We start from the raw sequence: 20286 nt of genomic DNA, 5'->3' as shown, positions 1-20286 counted from the left end.
AACTACTTCACTGTGTGTAATATTCTTTTGGGAGCAACGCGAAAATGTGAGATCGGGGTTAAATTCTCAATTACATAGCTCCATTCTCAATAAAATCCAGTTTTTCCGTTGCGATGCCTTCTCTGCGAGACGCTTCGCGAACGGTGGGCGTAGCCATCGCATTTTGAAAATTGTTAATTATCCATTTTGTATAAACAGTGCATAGCCCAGCAATAAAAAACCATGACCAAATACGTAGCAGCCATTGATCAAGGAACAACCAGCACCCGCTTCATGATTTTTGATAAACAGGGTAAAATTGTTGACTATGCCCAAAAAGAACATCAGCAAATTTACCCCCAACCTGGTTGGGTAGAACATGATCCTCTGGAAATCTGGTCATCTACTCAAACTGTAATTAAAAATGCTTTAGAGCAAAGTAATATTACTGTTGCTGAGATAACAGCGATTGGCATTACGAATCAGCGGGAAACAGTAGTAGTTTGGGATAAGCAAACAGGCGAACCTTACTATAACGCCATTGTCTGGCAAGATACCAGAACTGACTACATCTGTAATCAACTAGCAGCAGATGGTGGGATAGACCGTTTTCGCGCCACAACAGGTTTACCACTGGCTACCTATTTCAGCGCCCCCAAAATTAAGTGGTTACTGGAAAACATACCAGGATTAAAAGCCGCAGCCGCAAATGGTAATGCTCTTTTTGGCACAATTGACACCTTTTTGATTTGGCATTTAACAGGTGGTACAGAAGGCGGTTTGCATATCACCGATGTCACAAATGCTAGTCGTACCTTGTTGATGAACTTAAACACTCTGGACTGGGAAGGGGAAATATTGGAAATTATGGGTATTCCCCGGCAAATGTTACCAGAAATTCGCCCTTCCTCAGCTATTTATGGTCAAGCTACGGGTATTTTGGCAGGAGTTCCCATTGCTGCTGACTTAGGTGATCAACAAGCGGCATTAATGGGACAAACTTGTTTTCAGGTAGGTGAAGCCAAAAATACTTATGGTACTGGTTGTTTTATGTTATTGAATACAGGTGAACAGCCCGTATTTTCCCAACATGGTTTATTAACAACCGTAGCTTACAAATTGGGGGATGCTGCGGTGGTTTATGCTTTGGAGGGGAGTATTGCGATCGCTGGCGCTTTGGTTCAATGGTTGCGTGATAATTTGGGATTAATTCAAACCAGTGCAGAGGTAGAATCATTAGCCAGTACAGTTACAGATAACGGTGGTGTTTATTTTGTCCCTGCTTTTTCTGGGTTATTTGCACCCTATTGGCGCAATGATGCTAGGGGTGTAATTGTGGGGATGACTCGCTACACCAATAAAGGTCATATTGCCCGTGCCGTGTTGGAAGCTACAGCATGGCAGACTCGTGAAGTTTTAGATGCGATGAGAGAAGACGCGCAGGTAAATTTAACAGCTTTGAAGGTAGATGGTGGGATGGTTTATAACAACCTGCTGATGCAATTTCAAAGCGATGTGTTAGGTGTGCCAGTGATTCGTCCCCAGGTAGCAGAAACTACAGCGTTAGGGGCAGCTTATGCTGCTGGGTTGGCGATAGGTTTCTGGAGTAGTTTGGAGGAGTTAGCTGATAATTGGCTTTTAGATCAGACTTGGGAAGCGAAGATGGATGAGGTGGAGAGGGAAGGTTGTTATCGGTTGTGGAAGAAGGCGGTTAGTAGGACTTTTGATTGGGTATAATCAATAAAAATAAAACTTACAATACGTAAATTTATACTTTTTACGGGATATGCCTTGATATAATTTGCTTGAGGAATAAAGTGAAATTCTATTCAATAGAATCAGCGCAAAATGAATATTAACTTGAACCTACCACCCGAACTAGAAACCGAACTTCACACTGAAGCTTCTCAACTCAATTTGCCATTATATGAATATATTTTACGTATTTTATCTACCAGAAAAGTTGCAGATAATTTACCCAAAACAGGAGCAGAACTTGTTAAATATTGGGAAGATGAAGGTGTAATTAATTCACGTCCTGATATTATTACTGATAGTCAAGCTTATGCTCGTGAGTTACGTCATCAAGCTGAAACACGGGAGCGAGGATAGGTAAATTTTATCATGTACTTGTTAGATACAGATATTTTGATTGATATTCAGCGTGGTCATGCTCCTGCAATTGCTTGGTTTGCAAGCCTTCCAGAAATACCGAGCGTTCCTGGCTTTGTGGTTATGGAACTCATTCAAAATGCTCAAAATAGCCAACGGTTGCGCGATACTCTCAAGCTGGTTGCTCCTCTACCTGTAATTTGGCCTACTGAAATTGATTGTGCTTTGGCTCTATCTAATTTTACTACCTATCATCTATCAGATAATTTAGGGTTACTTGATGCTTTGATTGGTGCTTGTGCTGTGGGTAGAGGTGCTACACTATGTACTTTTAATGTCAAACATTACAGGGTCATACCAAATCTTATGACAGCACAGCCTTATAAAAGGTTAAATAAAGATTAAAACATCAGATTTGATTGAACAGTTTAGTATTTTATAACAGAATTATCTCAAATACTTGAAATATCTATATGAATCCAATTTCTATGCAACTGCCCAAAATTCCAGTTCTAGGGCCTTATGAGGTAAAATGTTTTTACAAATACTTTAAAGGTATAGACATACTTTTGGCTAAGAGGTTTTCATGTGGCTTTGTACCGCATGAGGAACATTTAACTTTAATATTATGTGAATTACTTGATGAAAGGGCATCAAAATTACATTTACTTCCTTATAGTTTGTCGGATCTGAATAATGATCTTAGAAAAAATGGTGGTCTTTTACAAAGTGATGTTTCTATATCAACAACTGATTACAATAAGCGTCAAGAGGGTGGCACAACGCAGTCAGATATTGGGATTGTTCTTGAGTACCAAGATTATATTGAACCAAATAATTATTTTCAAAAGGGTATCTTACTTCAAGCTAAGAAATTATTTCGGACTAATTCTGACTATGATCTAAGTTCAGCTTATGAATCTTTCAATATAGCACAGCATCAGAAACTTGAGAATTTGAATAAGAAATATGTGGAGAAACGTTGTGGAAATGAGTGCATAAAATACTTGATGTATAATCCTTCTCTAGAAGCTCTTCCAAAGGGTGAACAAAAAATGGTATTGCACCAACAGATGAAACTAGATGCAACCTCTATCTTTGACTATACTATTGGTTTGCAAAGATATAGAGAGCTTATTGAGGGAGAGCAATCTTCAATCATTAATTTGGGATGTCTTTTGACTTCTATTGATAATATACATAAGCTTGCTACAAAAGAAGTTAAGTTTACGCTAGGATCACTTATTGAATCTATAAATGTTTACGAAAGTTCACTATCTTGGTTCTTTGTATTTGATCTCATGATGGGGGAGTGGGCTGTTCATGTCAAGATTTTATTAAATTAGTACGTCATGGGAAAGAAACACATATAGCAAGACCATTAGAAATTACACCACCAAAATATTGTATAAAATTAACGATTACTGCTGGCAGTGAGCAATAATTTTCATATTTTGCATGATTGAACAACTAGAATTAATCAGCAAGATGAACTATAAAAAAGTTCCTAAGAAATTATGTAGGCGTGGATGTGACTAAATTGTGAGAATTACTTAGAAAAATTATGTTTTGACATTCTAGTAATTTTACTATAAATACCCAGAGTGCATTAATAGCATACTGGATAAGTAATCACATGATTAAAAAACAAATGAGGTGATAAGCATGACATATAAATGTTTATGTGGGAAAACAATCAGAAAAGCGGGAGAAATACAATGTTCTGCTTGTAGGAGAAATAATAATTTAAGCACACAAATGAAAATGCCAAAAATGTTTAACTATTCTTCTCCAGCTAGAACTTGTTTATGTGGGAAAACAATCAGAAAAGCGGGAGAAATTCAATGTTCTGCCTGTAAGAAAAATAATAATTTAAGCACACAAATCAAAGTTCCAAAAGTTTTTAATTATTCTCCTCCAGCTAGAACTTGTTTATGTGGTAAGAAAATTAGGGATAATACTCAGATTTTTTGTTCTGTATGTCGTAAAAAACGAGGTTATTAGTCAGAAGATGCGATCGCTCTTTCCTCTTTTGCTAATAAGCGATCGCTACCAAAGAATATCACTGGGTAATTATAAATGCTGCTGTACTGAAGCGACTACCTCTGGCATTCCTGAAAGCGATCGCTCACCTTTTCCCTTCTCTCTCAATAAGCGATCGCCCTTTCCTTTCTCTCTCAATAAGCGATCGCTACCCTAACACTACCTATTCCATCTATCACCCCATGATTTACCCTAAAATTATATAGACCAAAGATTAAACAACAGGAGAGATCATGAGTTATCAAGACATTATTACCATTGAACCTGGAAAACGCAGTGGAAAACCTTGCATTCGCGGAATGCGTATTACTGTGTACGACATTTTAGAATATTTAGCAGGTGGGATGACAGAAGCTGAAATTCTCGAAGACTTTTCAGAACTGACATCTGAAGATATTAAAGCTTGTCTTGCTTTTGCTGCTGACCGAGAGAAAAAGTTATTTGTTGCATCTCTATGAAACTGCTATTAGATGAAAATTTGTCAGATCGGATTGTTGATAAAATTCTGGATTTGTATCCTGATTCTCAACACGTTAAAACTTTAGGACTTATAAATACTGATGATGCCATTATCTGGGAATTCGCCAAAACGAATAATTTTGTGATTATTTCCAAAGATTCTGACTTTCATCAACGTAGTTTACTTTATGGTCATCCACCCAAATTTATTTATCTACGTATTGGTAATAGTCCCACATCAAAGATTGTGCAGATTTTGAGAGATAATTTGGCCACAATTACCCAATTTGATAGTAGTGACACGGAAAGTATTTTGGTATTAACTTAATTACACTCCCAGATATTGGAGATTTATATTTTCTGATATACAAATCATGCGTAAAGATATTTTAACCAAATGTCTCTGAAATATATTGTAAATGTTGCTGCACAGGCGCAATAGTATTAGCAACTATCATCCCACTAGCAGCCACAGCCGGCAACCCAATCCCCGGAAAAGTCGAATCTCCACAACACAACAACCCCGATAAAGGTGTATTCCCACCAGGAAATAAACCCTTCCCTGCCGCTATAGCTGGTCCATAACTACCATGATGACGACGCAAAAATCGTCCATGAGTAAGGGGAGTACCCACCAAACTAACTTCGCAACGGGAACGAATATCAGGAATAATTCTTTCCAAAGCTCGCCACATCACCTCTGCACGTTCTTGTTTTAACAACGCATATTCTTCGCTATTGCGTTCCTTTCCTTGCCAAATAGCATAAGGTTCATTACCAGGAGTATAAACGTGAATCACGTGCTTACCTACTGGTGCTAAAGACGAATCAAGAACTGAAGGAATAGATACAACTACCACATTTTGCGGTGCAGTTACGCCTTTGTCCCAATCGTTAACTACAATGTAGTGAATACCTAGATTCTCAGGCAATCCTGCTGCATCAATACCTAAATGCAGGTGCATAAAACTATCACATTCAGGTATTGCTTGTTGCTTTTCTACATACCGTTTAGGTAAAGCACCTTCAGGAATGAGTTTGAGAGTATCCCAAACAGAAGCATTAGAAACAACAGCTTTACTAGCTCGGATTTCTTGACCACTCCGCAGACGTACCCCGACAGCACGGTTATTTTCTACTAAAACTTGCTCCACATGAGCATTCAAAACTAACTTACCACCGTGTTTATTCAACCCCCGTACCAGTGCATCAACTAATGCACCACTTCCCCCAATCGGATAATCTAACTGCACATGAGGACGATACCAATCTGCAAACATGAAAGCCACTTCTGCGGCAATTGTCCCATCTGCGGGTAATCCAGATAAGAGGAAGCAAAGTAAATCTAACCAGTTGCGAATAAAAGGGTCTGTGATTACACCATCAATAATGTTAGAAAAAGACCCTGTTAATTTGATGACGTTAGCGGCTTGTTGCAGTAAAGCTGGGGCAAATTTACCCATAGTTAACACCGCACCTAAATCGTAGCGTAAGGCAGAGGGTGGGAGAGCGATCGCACTCTTACCCAAAGGTGTCATAATTTCCTGGAGTTTGCGCCATTGTGCTACAGCTTTATCTCCCCGCAGTTGTTGCAAGATTTCACAGAATTGGTCAGCACCAACTTGAGCGTCAAAGTAGCCTTCTGGTAAATAACAACCCCAGGTATTGTAATTGACGCAGGGTAAATCTTCGCCAATGGCATCTAAAACTTGACGTAAGGGATTAGGGGAAGGGGTATAAGATAAACCAGAATATAAAGAGGGTCCAGACTCAAACTTGTAGCCATTGCGTTCAAAAGCATGAGCAGCACCACCGGCAATGGAGTGGCTTTCTACTACTGTGACATCAATTCCATAGCGTGCCAAAAGTGCAGCGCAACTCAATCCGCCAATACCGCTACCAATTACGACTACTTCTGTGTTACTCATAAATTATTTTCTATTATCCTATTAACGTAAGTTGCTAGTTATGTAAAAGGCTAGAAAATCGTAATTGCAAAGAGAAATAGGAATAAAAAATCATAGATAATACCATCAAAATTTATTCTTTCTCCTGACTCCTGACTCCTGACTCCTAACTAGCAGGGTTATTACCTTCAGGAAAAAGCAACTCAATTAAAGCTTCAGTTAAGCGATCGCTAGTCATCGTCAATTCATGTTTACCATGTAACAATTCCATCATCAAATAATAAAAATTAATTGTACCAGCAATAATCCAAGCTACTGCTTCCGGGTCAGAACTTCGCAACTCCTGGCAATTTTGCAGATATTCCGTAGAAACTGCTAAATTTGGTTTTTCAAACTCTTTGATATACAACCGCGCTAAATCGGGAAACGACCATTGGGTAGCGCAACAATATCTGCCAGCCAGTTTGCAAGGACAGGTATTTTACCAACCATCACCCCAAGGTTTTGAGGGAGAGATTAGCGTACAAGTAGCACGTCGTCGCGAAGCTCAACTTGCGGCTATGATGTCCGGCTTAGGTACTGAGCCAATAGAAATCCTCACCTACAGCAATACAGATGCGGCTTCAGAAAGATGGTTGCAACGCACACTTTCCCAAATAGGCACACAGTTAGCAAATGTCAGAGAGCGCATTTTCACCATCACTCAATTACAGCGTCATCATGTCGTTTTAGACATCAATGCAGGTACTGGTTTACTGACCTGGGAAGCAGTCCGCCATGTCCCAGAAGGTGGCGTTTATGCTTGTGTTCGCAATGAAAGTGATGCCCAAGCTTTACGTGAACAAGCTGCGACGTTGGACGAAATCAGACGACCAATGGTAGTTACTGCAAAGATAACAGAGTTACCTGCTGTATTAGCTTCTCAAGCGTTAGGTGTAAATAAAGAACACGCCATCGCCATTGCCTTAGAACAACTAGCTGATGAGTATCGCCGAATAGCGGAAGAAAGACAAAATATAGATTGGGAAACAGTGGAGCGTTCAGACTCTGGAGAACCAATTGCCAAGCATTATCATGTCATTCTGCACTACGAACGCATTGCTGAAGAAGAATCGAAGTTTGAGGCAATGCACAATACAATTATGGGAAATACGGTGGTGGAGAATGCTAAAATCACGGTGATTGAGATTGATCCAAGTATACCCATTGATCCATTAACCCGCTCTTGGGATTGATTGACTATATTAAGTAGTCGTGCAAAATAAATTTTATAGTTAGGAGAGGGAACAGGAAGTAAGGAATACAGACATTTTTGTTTTCACTAAATATGTTAAATTAATTTTGCTTGGGTACTTAATTGATAATTGACATTTTTTTCATTCAAGTTTAAAATCTCTTCTTTCAAAGAGAAAAAAGAAAAATTTGCTATAGCAGTCCTACTCTAAACATGAGAAAATACATAGATAAAAATTCTTATTTTATAAGCATTTGAGGCTTATTGAACGCTCACGTATCACTTAGGATTGCTATATTTCCCAATCCTCTCACGAATGAGCCAGAGGTAATTGTCAATTCTCCATTGTTGAAAGAACTACATAAATTTATTATTGAGCCATTTCCAAGACTGTACAGGTAGCATTTTGTAGACAAAACAGATTATGAAACAGACAAAAACTCTGGCAGCACAATTACTTTTTGGCATAGTTGTAGTAGGAGTTTCTGCTTGCAACTTACCAACAACTGAGTCCGCAAACACTAATAATCAACAAACAGCCCAACAAGTCAGCCAACAAACAGCTACTAACAATCAAGCCTGTACCTTAGTAGAAAATGGCTTCGGTTCACAAGGACAGGTAAAACTACGGGTAGAAGAAGTCGTAACAGGTCTAGAAGTTCCCTGGGCAATAGCTTTTCTGCCCAATCAAGATATGTTAGTTACCGAACGACCGGGACGAGTTCGCCTGGTACGGAATGGTAAACTGATTCCCCAACCAGTAGCTAATATTAATGTCACAGAAAGCGGTGAAGATGGTTTACTCGGTATTGCCACCCATCCTAACTTTGCCGAAAACCGATTTTTTTACATTTACTACACAGCTGATAAAAATGGATCACAGGTTAATCGTGTAGAAAGATGGCGACTATCTGAGAACGGACTTACTGCTTCACCGGATCAAGTAATTGTTGATAATATTCCCGTAGCACAATTTCATAACGGTGGTCGTATTCGCTTTGGACCTGATGGAATGCTTTACATTGGCACAGGTGATGCCAGAGAACCGCAGATTTCCCAGGATGTTAATAGCCTTGCTGGTAAAATTTTGCGTGTTACTCCTGACGGACAAGTACCGCCAGATAATCCGTTTGCTAACAATCCTGTGTATATCACTGGGATTCGCAACACTCAAGGGTTTGATTGGCTGGATAAATCAACACTATGGGTGACAGATCACGGACCTAGTGGAGATTTGGGAAGAAGGGGTCACGATGAACTCAGTTTAGCAAAAGCAGGAGATAACCTGGGCTGGCCTACTATCTACCGTTGTGAATCACAGAAAGGAATGGTTACTCCGTCCATTGTTTGGCGTGAAGCTTTACCTCCTGGTGGTGCAGTAATTTACACAGGTAATTCTATTCCTGAATGGAAAGGGAGCTTAATAATTGCCACTCTTCGTTCTCAACATTTGCAGCGCGTTGTTTTCAACCCCCAATCTCCCCAAAAAATTGAGCGTCATGAGGTATATTTGCAAGGTCAATATGGACGGCTGCGAGAAGCAGTTATGGGGACAGATGGTGAATTATATGTCACCACCAGTAATTGTGATGGCAGGGGAAATTGTCCTCAACAGAGGGATAAAATTCTGCGTATTACTCGTTAAGTTCATGCGATCGCAGGAATAGAATTTTGCGTAGGTTTTGTTTATACCTCAAAGCTTCCCATATCTTCCCAGTTTGTGTTTGAATATGAGTAAAATTCTGGAAACCTAGCTTCAGCTTGTGAAGTCCTAGATAATGTAAACACTACACAAATTCAGGCAACGATTATGTAATCCTTTGGCTCAATCAAATTCTCATTTATCGCGAATGGTAGCAACCTATCAACATACCTATTCGTGAACATTCCCTACGCAATGATTTTGATTGTAGTCACCAAGGTATAAAATTCATGTCACAAATTTATAAATATCCGCGTACACCTCATATTCAGGGTTCGCGATCGCAACCTGGGGATGAAGACCTGGATAATGCCCCTTTTGCAACTATTCAAGCACAGCATCTAGTCATTGAAGAAAAAGTTGATGGTGCAAATGCAGCTATCAGTTTCACATCTGATGGACAACTGCGACTGCAAAGTCGGGGGCATTATTTAACAGGTGGAGGCAGAGAAAAGCATTTTAATCTGTTTAAACAATGGGCGCATACCCACGCTAGTGTACTTTGGGAAGTTTTGGGTAGTCGTTTTATTCTGTTTGGGGAATGGTTATATGCCAAGCACACAGTTTTTTACGATGCTTTACCTCACTACTTTTTAGAATACGACCTCTTGGACTTAGAAACCCAAGTATTTCTTAGCACGAAACGCCGTCAGCAGCTATTAGCAGGATTACCACTGGTTTCTGTTCCTGTGTTGTTTACAGGCAAACTGCAATCTTATCAGCAAATGTTGGGGTTATTGGGTAAATCTCATTATCAAACCCCGGCATATTTAGAGAATTTTGCCCAAGCTTGTCAACAACAAGGATTAAATGTAGAACTTGCCCTCAAACAAACTGATCAAAGTGGTTTGATGGAAGGTTTGTACATCAAAGTTGAACCAGGGGATACGGTGACAGCACGTTATAAATATGTGCGTTCTAGCTTTTTGATTACTATTTTACAATCTGAAAGTCATTGGCTTAACCGTCCTATTATCCCTAATTTGTTGCGTCCAAATGTGGATTTATTTAGTTAGTTCATGCCTATAATATCTGGTCGAAGTGCTGTTGCTTGAGCAGCAGGTGGCTTAATTAAACAAGTTTTGGGAATTAACCAATTGAAATTACCAAGAAGAATTTCTGTATAGATTCTACCAGCAATATTTCCAGCAACTTCTTCATGGGGTCCAGTGGGTTCCATGTCACGTAATTCTCCGTCAATGAGTTCGTAACGAGGGTTGTCTCCATACTCAACTAAAAATTGCTCGAAAGTAAGGAGTTTGGGAGGACTATAAGTCATAAATTTATATGGTATTAGGAAGTTATAGCAGAAATCAGGAGTCAGGAGTCAGGAGTCAGGAGTTAGGAGTAAAACTCTTTTGTAGTAATAGTTTCATGATTAATTGATGTCCTAACTACTCTGTCTACGGCTATATTTTATTTTAACAAAAGGTGAAAATAGCTTTCTCATACTGCCAGGTTTTCCAAAACTAAACATACATAGATTTTTTCAACTAGATTTAGCATAACAAGTACCGAAGAACCCCTAAATTAAACTTTGATTTTTCGTTTTTACCCGTTGATAAAGTTCCTCCATTGTTTCAATAAACGAATTATCTTTATGCCAAAAAGCCGGAAAATCTCCTTGTTTCTTAACAAGAATTGCGGAAACACCACTAGAACTAGGTACTTCTATAGTTTGCGGTAAACGCTTTTTCCCTAACCAAAATTCCCGCACACTGGGTTTTTCACTAACAGATTGTTTTTCTAGTTTGGTATAAAACGAAGTGGAAGATTCTAAACTAATTTCTTGGATGTTCAATTCCTGTGCTAGTGCTTTACCTAAGTTAGAATTAGCTAGTTTAGTCTGAAGTTCGTCTTTTGGTAATCCCCGCAGTTCAAATAACAAAAATGGATTATTATCCAATTGGGAAGCAACTAAATAATAAACTCCAGCTATGTGTTTACAGGGGTTAGCATAATCAGGACAGGAACATTTAGTTTTAAAATCCTTACTACTATGAGGTAATAAGTGTAATCCCAATTCCTGAAAAGTATCTTCTATATTTTCTGGGACTTCATTCAGTAACAACCTAGAAACAATACTAGCTTTAGATGATAGCTGCTCAATAGCTTCATTCCAACTACTTTTAGCGAGCGATCGCTAACTAAGAAAATAATTGCTATTATTTTGGATAAGGAGTTGGCACATCTGCTTTCTTTGAGATAGTGAATTAATAATTGAATAGAATATCGGAGCATTTCCTCTAGTTATGTCTTTGATTTTCTCCTCATCTGGCAGATATAAAATATAATGTCTAGAGTCTTCCTTTTTAAAGTCTTTCCTAAACAACTTTATAAATCCAAATTCTTTCAGATGAGTCCTTAATCCTTCTTCGGGAATAGCCAGAGTGCTTACTTGACAATACTTGTGTGGCTCATTTGAAACAGTTCTATTTTTTTCAATTCCGAAATAGTTTTATGGGCTTTCCCTGACCAAAAATAACTGATTAATTCCGCATTTTTAGGGTCGCTGTAAATCTTTTCTATGACTGTATCGTCTACACTTAATATCCCTCCTACCAGGTTGATAATTTTCTCTATTATGCTGAATAAATCTTTGGGTTCGTATCTCTCTCTCAATAAAAAGCGGTTTACACTATCATGTGAAACATCTCCCAATATCTCTGCTAACCTACTGCACCCTCCATACTTTGGCTCTGACAGCAAAAATAAGGTGTAGATGTCTAGATTGCATTGTGCTGTCGAGGGTTTAGTAATTTCTCTCATTCTCCCATACCCATTACTAGACGACCCTTATTTATCAATGCACTATTTTGTTATTCTGTCAATGCGTAAGTCCTAAATTATTAGAAATGAAGGACAAAGCCAAAAACTTCATCCTTCATACTTTCAATTATGCTTCATCCAAAGCTGCAATACCAGGTAAAACCTTACCTTCCAACAACTCCAAACTCGCACCACCACCGGTAGAAATATGGCTCATTTGATCAGCCAAACCTACCTTTTCCACTGCTGCTACAGAGTCACCACCACCGATAATGGTAGTTGTGCCGGTTTTGCCAATTTCTGCTAGAGTATGTGCGATCGCTTCCGTACCCGCAGCAAATTTATCAAACTCAAACACACCCATTGGACCATTCCAAATCACAGTCTTACAATCAGCCAAAGCCGCTTGGAATACCTTGATAGAATCGGGACCAATATCTAAACCCATACCATCGGCAGGGATATTTTCAATGCTCACAGTAGTAGCATTAGCATCAGGAGCAAACTTATCTGCTGAGACAATATCTGTAGGTAGTAATAAAGCCACACCACGTTCTTTAGCCTTAGCTTCCAAAGCCTTAGCCAATTCCAGCTTATCTTCTTCTACCAAAGACTTACCAACACTCAAACCACGGGCTTTGTAGAAAGTGAAAATCATCCCACCGCCAATGATCAACTTATCGCACTTTTCTAACAGAGTTTCAATCACACCAATTTTGCTAGAAACCTTAGAACCGCCGATAATAGCCGCCAAAGGACGCTTAGGTTCTTCAATTGCACTTTGTAAATATTGCAATTCCTTCTCAACCAAATAACCAGCCACAGAAGGACTAAGGAACTTAGTTACACCCTCAGTAGAAGCATGGGCGCGGTGAGCCGTCCCAAACGCATCATTTACATAAAAATCAGCGTTGCTTGCCAATTTTTCCGCAAATGCAGGATCATTCTTTTCTTCTTCTTTATAGAAGCGGACATTTTCCAGTAACAGCACTTGTCCATTTTGCAAAGCCGCAACCGAAGCCGCCACATCATCACCAATACAGTCATCAGTTTTGACAACTGTTTGTCCTAACAATTCAGAAAGGCGTTTAGCGACGGGAGTTAGACGCAATTTCTCATCTACACCCTTGGGACGGCCGAAATGGCTTGCTAGAATGACCTTAGCTCCCTTTTGCATCAAATCTTTGATGGTGGGTAGAGCAGCCCGAATGCGAGTATCATCAGTAATGTTGCCTTTGTCATCTACAGGCACGTTAAAATCAACCCGCACTAAAGCGCGTTTACCAGATACATCCGCAGCAGATAAATTTGCTAAACTTTTTTTCGACACAGCCAAATTCTCCTGATTGTCTTTTTGTTATTGTTTTGAAAGTATAACCATCAAGATTTTACCGGAGTGCGGGGTGTCCAGGTGAGATATGTTTAAAACAGTTCTATTTCCAATTGATCAAAGTCGTGAAGCGCGGGAAGCTGCTGACCTAGTATCTAAGGTCGTGCAACAGTTTACCAGTCGCCTAGTATTGCTGTCAGTAGTGGAAGAACCAGCCCCAGATGCGGTTAGTGGTGATCCTATGCTATCGCCTGAAGCCGTGGCTAAACTGCTGGAAAATGCCCAAGCCTTATTTTCTCAGCAAGGAATCACCGCTGAAGTCCTAGAACGACAAGGCAACCCAGCCTTTACTATCTGTGATGTTGCTGATGAAATCGGGGCAGACTTAATTATTATGGGCTGTCGCGGCTTAGGACTGACTGATGAAGGCGCGACTGATAGTGTTACAACCCGGGTGATTAATCTTTCACCTTGTCCTGTATTGATTGTGCCTTAAGTCAGGGAACAGGGAACAGGGAACAGGGAACAGGGAAGATTAATACCCAATCCCCAATACCCAATACCCAATCCCCAATCCCCAATCCCCAATCCCTACTCAGGTCAAGTAGTGAAATTTCGGTAAAAAACCGTACCTGAAGAGAAGCTTGTTCCTTAGATTAGTTCTCTAGACTGAAGTAAAATAGGATTTAGAGGCAAAACTTTAAGTTACTGAGTACAAGAACTCAGTTAAATATAAGCAAAATGGGATTCTTTGACTCTGAGATAGTTCAACACGAAGCCAAACACCTGTTTGAAGATTATCAAGCACTAATTCAGCTTGGCAACAACTACGGCAAATTTGACCGCGAGGGCAAAAAGCTGTTTATTGAGCAAATGGAAGCTATGATGGATCGATATCGCATCTTTATGAAGCGGTTCGAGCTATCAGAAGACTTCATGGCGCAAATGACTGTACAGCAACTAAAAACTCAGCTAAACCAGTTTGGTGTCACACCACAACAAATGTTTGAGCAGATGAATATGACTCTGCAAAGAATGAAAGCTGAGTTGGAAAAACAGGTATGACTGGGGATTGGGGACTAGGGACTGGGGACTGGGAAGAATATTTCTATTATTCGTGCCTTCTGTCACCTGTCACCTGTTCCCTGTCACCTCTAATTTGATTTAGGACGAGGAAACTGAGAAGGTGGCTTAAACTTCTCAGAAGGTACGTTTTTGAGTGCTTGCACCATAAAATCACGCCAGATAGGAGCAACCATACCCCCACCAGTAGCACCGCTGGATAATTGTCGGTTGTCATCCCTTCCCACCCAGACAGCAGTTGTAAGTTGTGGCACAGTACCTACATACCAAATATCTTTTTCTGAGGAAGTTGTTCCCGTTTTTCCTGCTGATGGTCTGCCTATATCCGCACCTTTACCAGTACCACTGCTAACTACAGACTGCATTACATCTATAATTGCTGCTGATGCCCAGGGGTCAAGAACTCGCTGGGGTTTAGGTGTGTTATCGAGTAACACATTGCCACTACTATCTGTAACCCTGACAATTACTGTCGCCGGTGATTGCCAGCCGTAATTAGCAAAGGTAGCATAAGCACTAGCCATTTCTAGGGGAGTCATACCAATAGCACCCAAAGGTAAGGATGTTACTGGTTCCATGGGACTCATAATGCCTAAAGTCCGACAGGTTTCAATTACTTTATTCATGCCTACAGCTTTACCAAGTTTAATAACTGGTATATTTCGAGACTGAGCCAGGGCAGTACGGATGGACATTGCGCCGCTAAAACCACCATCATAGTTTCTGGGAAAATACCAACCATTGCCGTCTCGATAGCTAACTGGAGAATCTATGACTGTGCTATCTGGTGCATATTTACCAGTGGCAAAGGCAGCATAATAAACAAAAGGTTTAAAGGCAGACCCTGGTTGTCTTTGAGCTTGGGTAGCGCGGTTAAATTCACTGGCTTTAGGATCTACACCACCAACTAGGGCTTTAACAAAGTGTGTGCGGGGGTCAATGGCGACTAAGGCAATTTGGTTTTGACGCAACCCTTGACCAAGTAAGTTTTTATGCCACTTATTCACGGTTGCTTCTGCCATCATTTGAAATTTGGCATCAACAGTGGTTTGAACTCGCATCCCACCTTTGAGCAGCGCATCACGGCCAAATTTTTTCGCTAATTCTTGGGCTACAGTATTGCTGATATAAGGTAAGGCGCTACCTTGAAATGACCTAATTCTACCTAGTTTAATTTCTTCCTTGAGAGCATCATCGTATTCTTTTTGGGTGATCCACTGCAAGTCTAGCATCCGCCCCAGCACTTCTTTTTGTTTTTGTTTTGCCTTTTTCATACTCGCAAAGGGGCTAAATTCTTCTGGGGCTTGGATCAAACCCGCCATCATTGCTGACTCACCCAAGGTTAAAAATTCTGATGATTTATTAAAGTAACTGCGAGCTGCTGTTTGTACACCGTAGTTATTATGACCCCAATATACTTGATTGAGGTACATTTCTAAAATTTCGTCTTTGGCAAGAATCTGTTCTAAACGAATTGCTAACACCGCTTCGGCTAATTTGCGAGTAAAGGCTCGTCTGTGAGTCAAAAAGAGGTTTTTTACCAACTGCATGGTAATGGTTGAACCACCTTCTTTCACACCACCGGCGACCAAGTTTACTACTACAGCCCGGCCAACACCAGCAGGGTTAATGCCGTGGTGACTGTAGAAGTGACCATCTTCACTGGCTAGTACAGCCCGTTTGAGATTGGGGGAAATTCTATTTAGGGGTACGACTTCGCGGTTAGCTTCACCGTGGACGCTTGCTAATAGTTTACCTTTAATGTCATATATGTGGGTAGTTTCTGTGGGGGAAAAGCTGCGTAGCTGTCTCACGTCTGGTAAGTTGCGGAAACTGATGGCCAGTCCAACCAGTCCTCCCGCTACAATAGAGCTTGTTAGCAGTGTGATAGATAGTAGAGTAGCGCCAGTTACCTGACCTACGCCTTTAAAAAATTCAAATCCAGATGAAGTCTGCTCTTGTGGCTGCTTGTTTTCAAAAGTCCTAGAAGACACGGCGGTTTCACTTCCTCACTAGTAAATATAAATGTAATTGATGAAATCAAAAAAGTTGGTTAATTTTTTGCAATTATAGTAGTTTGCCATGGCAGAAAGCGGATAATTTGCCAGTGAACATGACCAACCTAATTTCTAAAGTGCAAAGTGTAGTTAATAACGAATTCTATAGTATGACTCAAAATTTCTCTTGGTTGCATCGTGGTGTGGCAGAAATTTTTCCTCAACCCCATGATGCTGATAGTGAAACTGAAAGTTTGGAAAAGCGGTTGCTCAATGCTGACCGTCCTTTAAGGGTGAAGTTGGGTATTGATCCGACGGGTGCGGATATTCATTTGGGTCATAGTATACCAGTCAGGAAACTGCGTGCTTTTCAAGATGCTGGTCATACGGCGGTTTTGATTATTGGTGATTTTACCGCAAGAATTGGTGATCCTACGGGTAAGTCTGATGTCCGTCGTCAACTAACTGAGGCTGATGTGGCACAAAATGCCCAAACTTATCTTGATCAAGTGCGTCCTATTTTAGATTTTGACACACCTGGTAGGTTGGAGGTGCGTTACAACTCCCAATGGCTTTCTCGTCTAGATTTGGGAAAAATTCTGGAGTTGCTTTCTACTATGACGGTGGGACAGATGTTAGCCAAGGAAGGTTTTGCTGAACGTTATAAGAAAGAGAATCCGATTTTCCTCCATGAGTTCCTGTATCCTCTGATGCAGGGTTTTGATTCTGTGGCTGTTGAGGCTGATGTGGAATTAGGAGGAACTGATCAAAAGTTTAACATTGCTGTGGGTAGGGATTTACAGCGTCATTTCGGCTTAAAACCTCAGTTTGGTTTACTGTTACCTATTCTGATTGGGACTGATGGTGTACAAAAGATGTCTAAGTCTTTGGGTAATTATGTGGGACTTTCTGATCATCCTTCTCAGAAGTACCAGAAGCTGCAAGCTGTGCCAGATAATTTACTGTCACAGTATTTTGAGTTGTTGACGGATTTACCTTTGGAGAGTTTGCCAGAAAACCCACGCGATCGCCAAGAATTTTTAGCTTGGGAAATTGTTCGTCAGTATCACGGGGAAGCAGCAGCTAATGAGGCTAAGGAAGCTGCAAAAAGCGGTGGTAAGGAAGGTGCGTTACCTGAGTTTTCTTTAGCTGCTATTGCTCAATTTCCGGCTAAATTAGCGTTTATTCTCGGTGCTACTGGTTTATGTAAAAGTATCGGCGAAGGTAAACGGAAAATTCAAGAGGGTGGTGTGCGTTTAGATGGTGAAAAGGTGAATGATGCGGATCTGACTTTTGCTGCACCTGGGGATTTATCGGGTAAGGTTTTGCAGGTGGGTAAGAAGAATTTTGTCCGTTTAGTAGAGTGACTGGGGACTGGGGACTGGGGACTGGGGACTGGGAAGAAAGAATAACCAATGACTAATGACCAATGACTAATGACAAAATTATCGTTCCTTTAGATGTTCCAGATTTGGCAAGTGCGATCGCTCTGGTGGATAAACTTCCCCAAGTCACTTTCTGGAAGGTTGGGTTAGAATTGTTTACTAGCACGGGTCCGGGTATTCTGGATGTGCTAAAATCTCGCCAAAAGCGTATTTTCTTAGATTTGAAGTTTCATGATATCCCTAATACTGTGGCTGGTGCTTGTCGCGCTGCTGCCGGTTATGGGGTTGATTTATTGACAATTCACGCTACTTGTGGTAAAGATTGTTTGACTGCTGCTGCAGAAGCGGTGCAGGTGGGAGCGGAAAAAGCGGGAACTAAACCACCTAATTTGATCGCTATCACTGTGTTAACTAGCATTTCGACGCGAGATTTGGCGTTTGATTTAAAAATTCCTCTGGAATTGCCGGAATTTGCTTTGGAAATGGCTCTTTTGGCAAAAAATGCGGGTTTGAATGGGGCGGTTTGTTCTCCTCAAGAGGTGACACAACTGCGGGAAAGTTGCGGTAAGGATTTTTTGCTGGTTTGTCCGGGGGTGCGTCCTAGTTGGGCTGAAAAAGGTGATCAAAAGCGATCGCTCACCCCTTCCCAAGCTATTCAAGCCGGTGCAGATTTTTTGGTGATTGGTCGTCCTATTACTGCTGCATCTGACCCTCAGTTAGCTTGGCAGCAAATTGTAGAGGAATTAAATTCAGTGAGATGAACTAGATATTGACAGCGATTTTCGGGTAAATGAACCTACATTTTTATATCTCACGCAATCTCCGTCAGGAGATCCCGCAGGGTAGGCGCAAAGCAAGAAAGGGATAGAGAAATTAGCAGAGTATAAATATTTAGCCCAGAAATTACATTTCTGGGTAAATTTATGCAAAAATATAGGAATGATGAACTTTTAGATAAAAAATATGAAATATAGACTTTTGTTTGCTTCTACTAGCGCCTTAATTCTGTCCTTGAATATCTTTATATCACCCGCGCTATCTCAAACAGTCCTAAAATGTGAACAGCATCAAGAAATATTTACATTTCAAGTTGCCAATTATCCCATTCAACATCAAGGAGGAGCAATTCTCAATCTCAAAGTTGCCTACCGCATGACACCAGAAGCGATCGCGCAAAACGCTTACCCTGATTTTGTGCCAATTAGAAAAGATATTGAGAAGTTTTTTGTTAATTACCCAAATGAGTCAGATTTTTGGGAAATTCTGAATAAAAAACTAGTTCAAATTGTCTTAGATAAATATCCACAGATGTCATCTTTGAGTATTGAAATTGGTGTTATGCCTACCGTACAAGAGCCTGTACACCGTTCCAGTATTGTCCAAAGCACTCGACCCCAAAGGTGTCCTCTCAATCTTTAAGCAGCAGATGAAAACAGACGAAAACAGATGAATTCATGAATTTGATGATTCTGTTTAACCTCACATTAAATTGGTGTCAACGGTGTAAATTTTATCTCATGAATACAAAATGCCAAAGGAGAAAAAATAATTGGTTGGTGTTTAGGAACTTGGTGATTTTATGTCCTTGCTGGCTATTAATTTCTTTTGCCTTTTCTTACCCTGCATTTTCTAAAAATCTCACCCCTAAACCTATCAACTCAGAGGTAAGTAATTCCTGCTCCGAACAAAGTTTAGAAACTTTAATTACTCAGTTAATGCTAGATTTACCTAGCTATGCTAACCGTGCAGCCCAACGCGCCCGTCGTCTGAGCAGAAGTGTTGATATTTATACTTATATTTTGGTAGCGGGAAAACCTGAGTTTCAGCCTTTACCTTTAAATTCTGCCATTGATATCGCTAAAAAGTATGAATCAGAGGGAGTAGAACAGGTTTTTTTTACTACTTGGGAACGGAAGTACATAGATAAAAAAGCAGTAGAATTACAAGAATTTCACTGGTTATTTTTAACCAAAACTCAAATCGGTTGGCAGGTGGTGATGATGTTTACCCAAACAGGTGAATATCCAGTAAAACCACTGTTAGCACCACCCAGAAATAGTAGTAATGGTGCGATCGCTCAAGGTGTTAAGCTATGGTTGCGCGATTGTGAAGCGGGAAGTGTGCAGAGAAGATAGGTAATTTTGTGATAATTGATTTCTCAACGCACCCAATCATAGTAGAGTGCATCCTAAGCACCCTACAAGATAGGTTTAATAATTAAAAACCTTGCCGATAACCAACGCTGACACCATAGGAATTAGGCGGGCTGATATCGCTACCAACGGG

General features: G+C 40.3%; 21 protein-coding genes and 3 pseudogenes. 17 read left to right on the top strand and 7 right to left on the bottom strand.

Going from position 1 to position 20286, the window contains the following annotated elements; all coding sequences use genetic code 11:
- Positions 1-222 precede the first annotated feature (222 nt).
- The 8 genes from glpK to VB694_RS23490 all read left to right on the top strand — a co-directional run bounded on the left by glpK (position 223) and on the right by VB694_RS23490 (position 4921).
- Positions 223-1716, top strand: a complete 1494-nt coding sequence (gene glpK, locus VB694_RS23525; RefSeq protein WP_323362765.1) for a glycerol kinase GlpK — start codon at positions 223-225, stop codon at positions 1714-1716.
- A 111-nt stretch (positions 1717-1827) separates the two neighbouring features.
- The gene (locus VB694_RS23520; protein WP_323362764.1) at positions 1828-2091 is read left to right on the top strand and encodes a hypothetical protein; all 264 of its coding nucleotides are present in this window, start codon (positions 1828-1830) and stop codon (positions 2089-2091) included.
- Positions 2092-2103: 12 nt separating this feature from the next.
- Positions 2104-2496, top strand: coding sequence for a PIN domain-containing protein (locus VB694_RS23515; protein WP_323362763.1), 393 nt, complete (start codon positions 2104-2106; stop codon positions 2494-2496).
- Positions 2497-2564: 68 nt separating this feature from the next.
- Positions 2565-3437, top strand: coding sequence for a hypothetical protein (locus tag VB694_RS23510; RefSeq protein WP_323362762.1), 873 nt, complete (start codon positions 2565-2567; stop codon positions 3435-3437).
- A gap of 319 nt (positions 3438-3756) precedes the next feature.
- The gene (locus VB694_RS23505) at positions 3757-4095 is read left to right on the top strand and encodes a hypothetical protein (RefSeq protein WP_323362761.1); all 339 of its coding nucleotides are present in this window, start codon (positions 3757-3759) and stop codon (positions 4093-4095) included.
- 7 nt (positions 4096-4102) lie between these two features.
- Positions 4103-4291, top strand: coding sequence for a hypothetical protein (locus VB694_RS23500; protein ID WP_323362760.1), 189 nt, complete (start codon positions 4103-4105; stop codon positions 4289-4291).
- Positions 4292-4367: 76 nt separating this feature from the next.
- Entirely contained in the window at positions 4368-4592 is a 225-nt protein-coding gene (locus VB694_RS23495; RefSeq protein ID WP_323362759.1) for a DUF433 domain-containing protein, read from the top strand.
- Positions 4589-4921, top strand: coding sequence for a DUF5615 family PIN-like protein (locus VB694_RS23490; protein ID WP_323362758.1), 333 nt, complete (start codon positions 4589-4591; stop codon positions 4919-4921). Before VB694_RS23495 ends, VB694_RS23490 begins: the two co-directional genes overlap by 4 nt.
- Before the next feature lie 61 nt (positions 4922-4982).
- Here VB694_RS23490 and VB694_RS23485 read toward each other — a convergent pair whose 3' ends face one another.
- Both VB694_RS23485 and VB694_RS23480 read right to left on the bottom strand, forming a co-directional pair.
- Positions 4983-6521: an NAD(P)/FAD-dependent oxidoreductase gene (locus tag VB694_RS23485; protein ID WP_323362757.1), complete on the bottom strand. Its 1539-nt coding sequence runs from the start codon at positions 6519-6521 to the stop codon at positions 4983-4985.
- 145 nt (positions 6522-6666) lie between these two features.
- Entirely contained in the window at positions 6667-6909 is a 243-nt protein-coding gene (locus tag VB694_RS23480; protein WP_323362756.1) for a hypothetical protein, read from the bottom strand.
- On the opposite strand from VB694_RS23480, the gene VB694_RS23475 reads away from it, so the two are divergent.
- From VB694_RS23475 to VB694_RS23465, 3 genes are all read left to right on the top strand, one after another.
- A complete protein-coding gene (locus tag VB694_RS23475; RefSeq protein WP_323362755.1) occupies positions 6899-7735 on the top strand; it encodes a hypothetical protein in 837 nt (278 codons plus the stop codon). The two genes, VB694_RS23480 and VB694_RS23475, sit on opposite strands and share 11 nt — an antisense overlap.
- A gap of 423 nt (positions 7736-8158) precedes the next feature.
- Complete coding sequence (locus tag VB694_RS23470; protein ID WP_323362754.1) at positions 8159-9379, top strand: PQQ-dependent sugar dehydrogenase; 1221 nt, start codon at positions 8159-8161, stop codon at positions 9377-9379.
- Between the two features lie 287 nt (positions 9380-9666).
- Entirely contained in the window at positions 9667-10452 is a 786-nt protein-coding gene (locus tag VB694_RS23465; protein ID WP_323362753.1) for an RNA ligase family protein, read from the top strand.
- A gap of 8 nt (positions 10453-10460) precedes the next feature.
- Here the strand turns inward: VB694_RS23465 and VB694_RS23460 are convergent.
- From VB694_RS23460 to VB694_RS23445, 4 genes and pseudogenes are all read right to left on the bottom strand, one after another.
- A pseudogene (locus tag VB694_RS23460) lies at positions 10461-10715 on the bottom strand (Uma2 family endonuclease); the annotation flags it as partial.
- A gap of 246 nt (positions 10716-10961) precedes the next feature.
- A pseudogene (locus VB694_RS23455) lies at positions 10962-11573 on the bottom strand (SWIM zinc finger family protein); the annotation flags it as partial.
- A gap of 108 nt (positions 11574-11681) precedes the next feature.
- Positions 11682-12145 (bottom strand): annotated as a pseudogene (locus tag VB694_RS23450) (IS701 family transposase); the annotation flags it as partial.
- Between the two features lie 187 nt (positions 12146-12332).
- Entirely contained in the window at positions 12333-13535 is a 1203-nt protein-coding gene (locus VB694_RS23445) for a phosphoglycerate kinase (RefSeq protein ID WP_323362752.1), read from the bottom strand.
- A gap of 88 nt (positions 13536-13623) precedes the next feature.
- Between VB694_RS23445 and VB694_RS23440 the strand changes: the two genes are divergently transcribed.
- Together VB694_RS23440 and VB694_RS23435 are read left to right on the top strand one after the other, a co-directional pair.
- On the top strand, positions 13624-14031 hold the full coding sequence (locus tag VB694_RS23440) for a universal stress protein (RefSeq protein WP_323362751.1): 408 nt from the start codon (positions 13624-13626) through the stop codon (positions 14029-14031).
- Between the two features lie 245 nt (positions 14032-14276).
- Positions 14277-14600 carry a DUF1825 family protein gene (locus tag VB694_RS23435; protein ID WP_323362750.1) on the top strand — a complete coding sequence of 108 codons (324 nt, stop codon included), beginning with the start codon at positions 14277-14279 and terminating at the stop codon, positions 14598-14600.
- An 89-nt stretch (positions 14601-14689) separates the two neighbouring features.
- Here VB694_RS23435 and VB694_RS23430 read toward each other — a convergent pair whose 3' ends face one another.
- Positions 14690-16612, bottom strand: a complete 1923-nt coding sequence (locus VB694_RS23430; RefSeq protein ID WP_323362749.1) for a transglycosylase domain-containing protein — start codon at positions 16610-16612, stop codon at positions 14690-14692.
- A 173-nt stretch (positions 16613-16785) separates the two neighbouring features.
- On the opposite strand from VB694_RS23430, the gene tyrS reads away from it, so the two are divergent.
- The 4 genes from tyrS (at position 16786) to VB694_RS23410 (ending at position 20135) form a co-directional block, all read left to right on the top strand.
- On the top strand, positions 16786-17982 hold the full coding sequence (gene tyrS, locus VB694_RS23425; RefSeq protein ID WP_323362748.1) for a tyrosine--tRNA ligase: 1197 nt from the start codon (positions 16786-16788) through the stop codon (positions 17980-17982).
- Positions 17983-18044: 62 nt separating this feature from the next.
- Positions 18045-18761, top strand: a complete 717-nt coding sequence (gene pyrF / locus VB694_RS23420) for an orotidine-5'-phosphate decarboxylase (RefSeq protein ID WP_323362747.1) — start codon at positions 18045-18047, stop codon at positions 18759-18761.
- Positions 18762-18963: 202 nt separating this feature from the next.
- Positions 18964-19419 (top strand): hypothetical protein, encoded by a 456-nt coding sequence (locus VB694_RS23415; protein ID WP_323362746.1) that lies wholly within the window; start codon positions 18964-18966, stop codon positions 19417-19419.
- Between the two features lie 98 nt (positions 19420-19517).
- Positions 19518-20135: a hypothetical protein gene (locus VB694_RS23410; protein ID WP_323362770.1), complete on the top strand. Its 618-nt coding sequence runs from the start codon at positions 19518-19520 to the stop codon at positions 20133-20135.
- Positions 20136-20286: the final 151 nt, after the last annotated feature.

The organism is Anabaena sp. UHCC 0451 (genome assembly GCF_034931405.1).
In the GTDB taxonomy this organism is placed as follows: Bacteria; Cyanobacteriota; Cyanobacteriia; order Cyanobacteriales; family Nostocaceae; genus RDYJ01.
The sequence above is the reverse complement of the archived record's forward strand: the minus strand, read 5'-3'. Positions and strand labels throughout refer to the sequence as shown.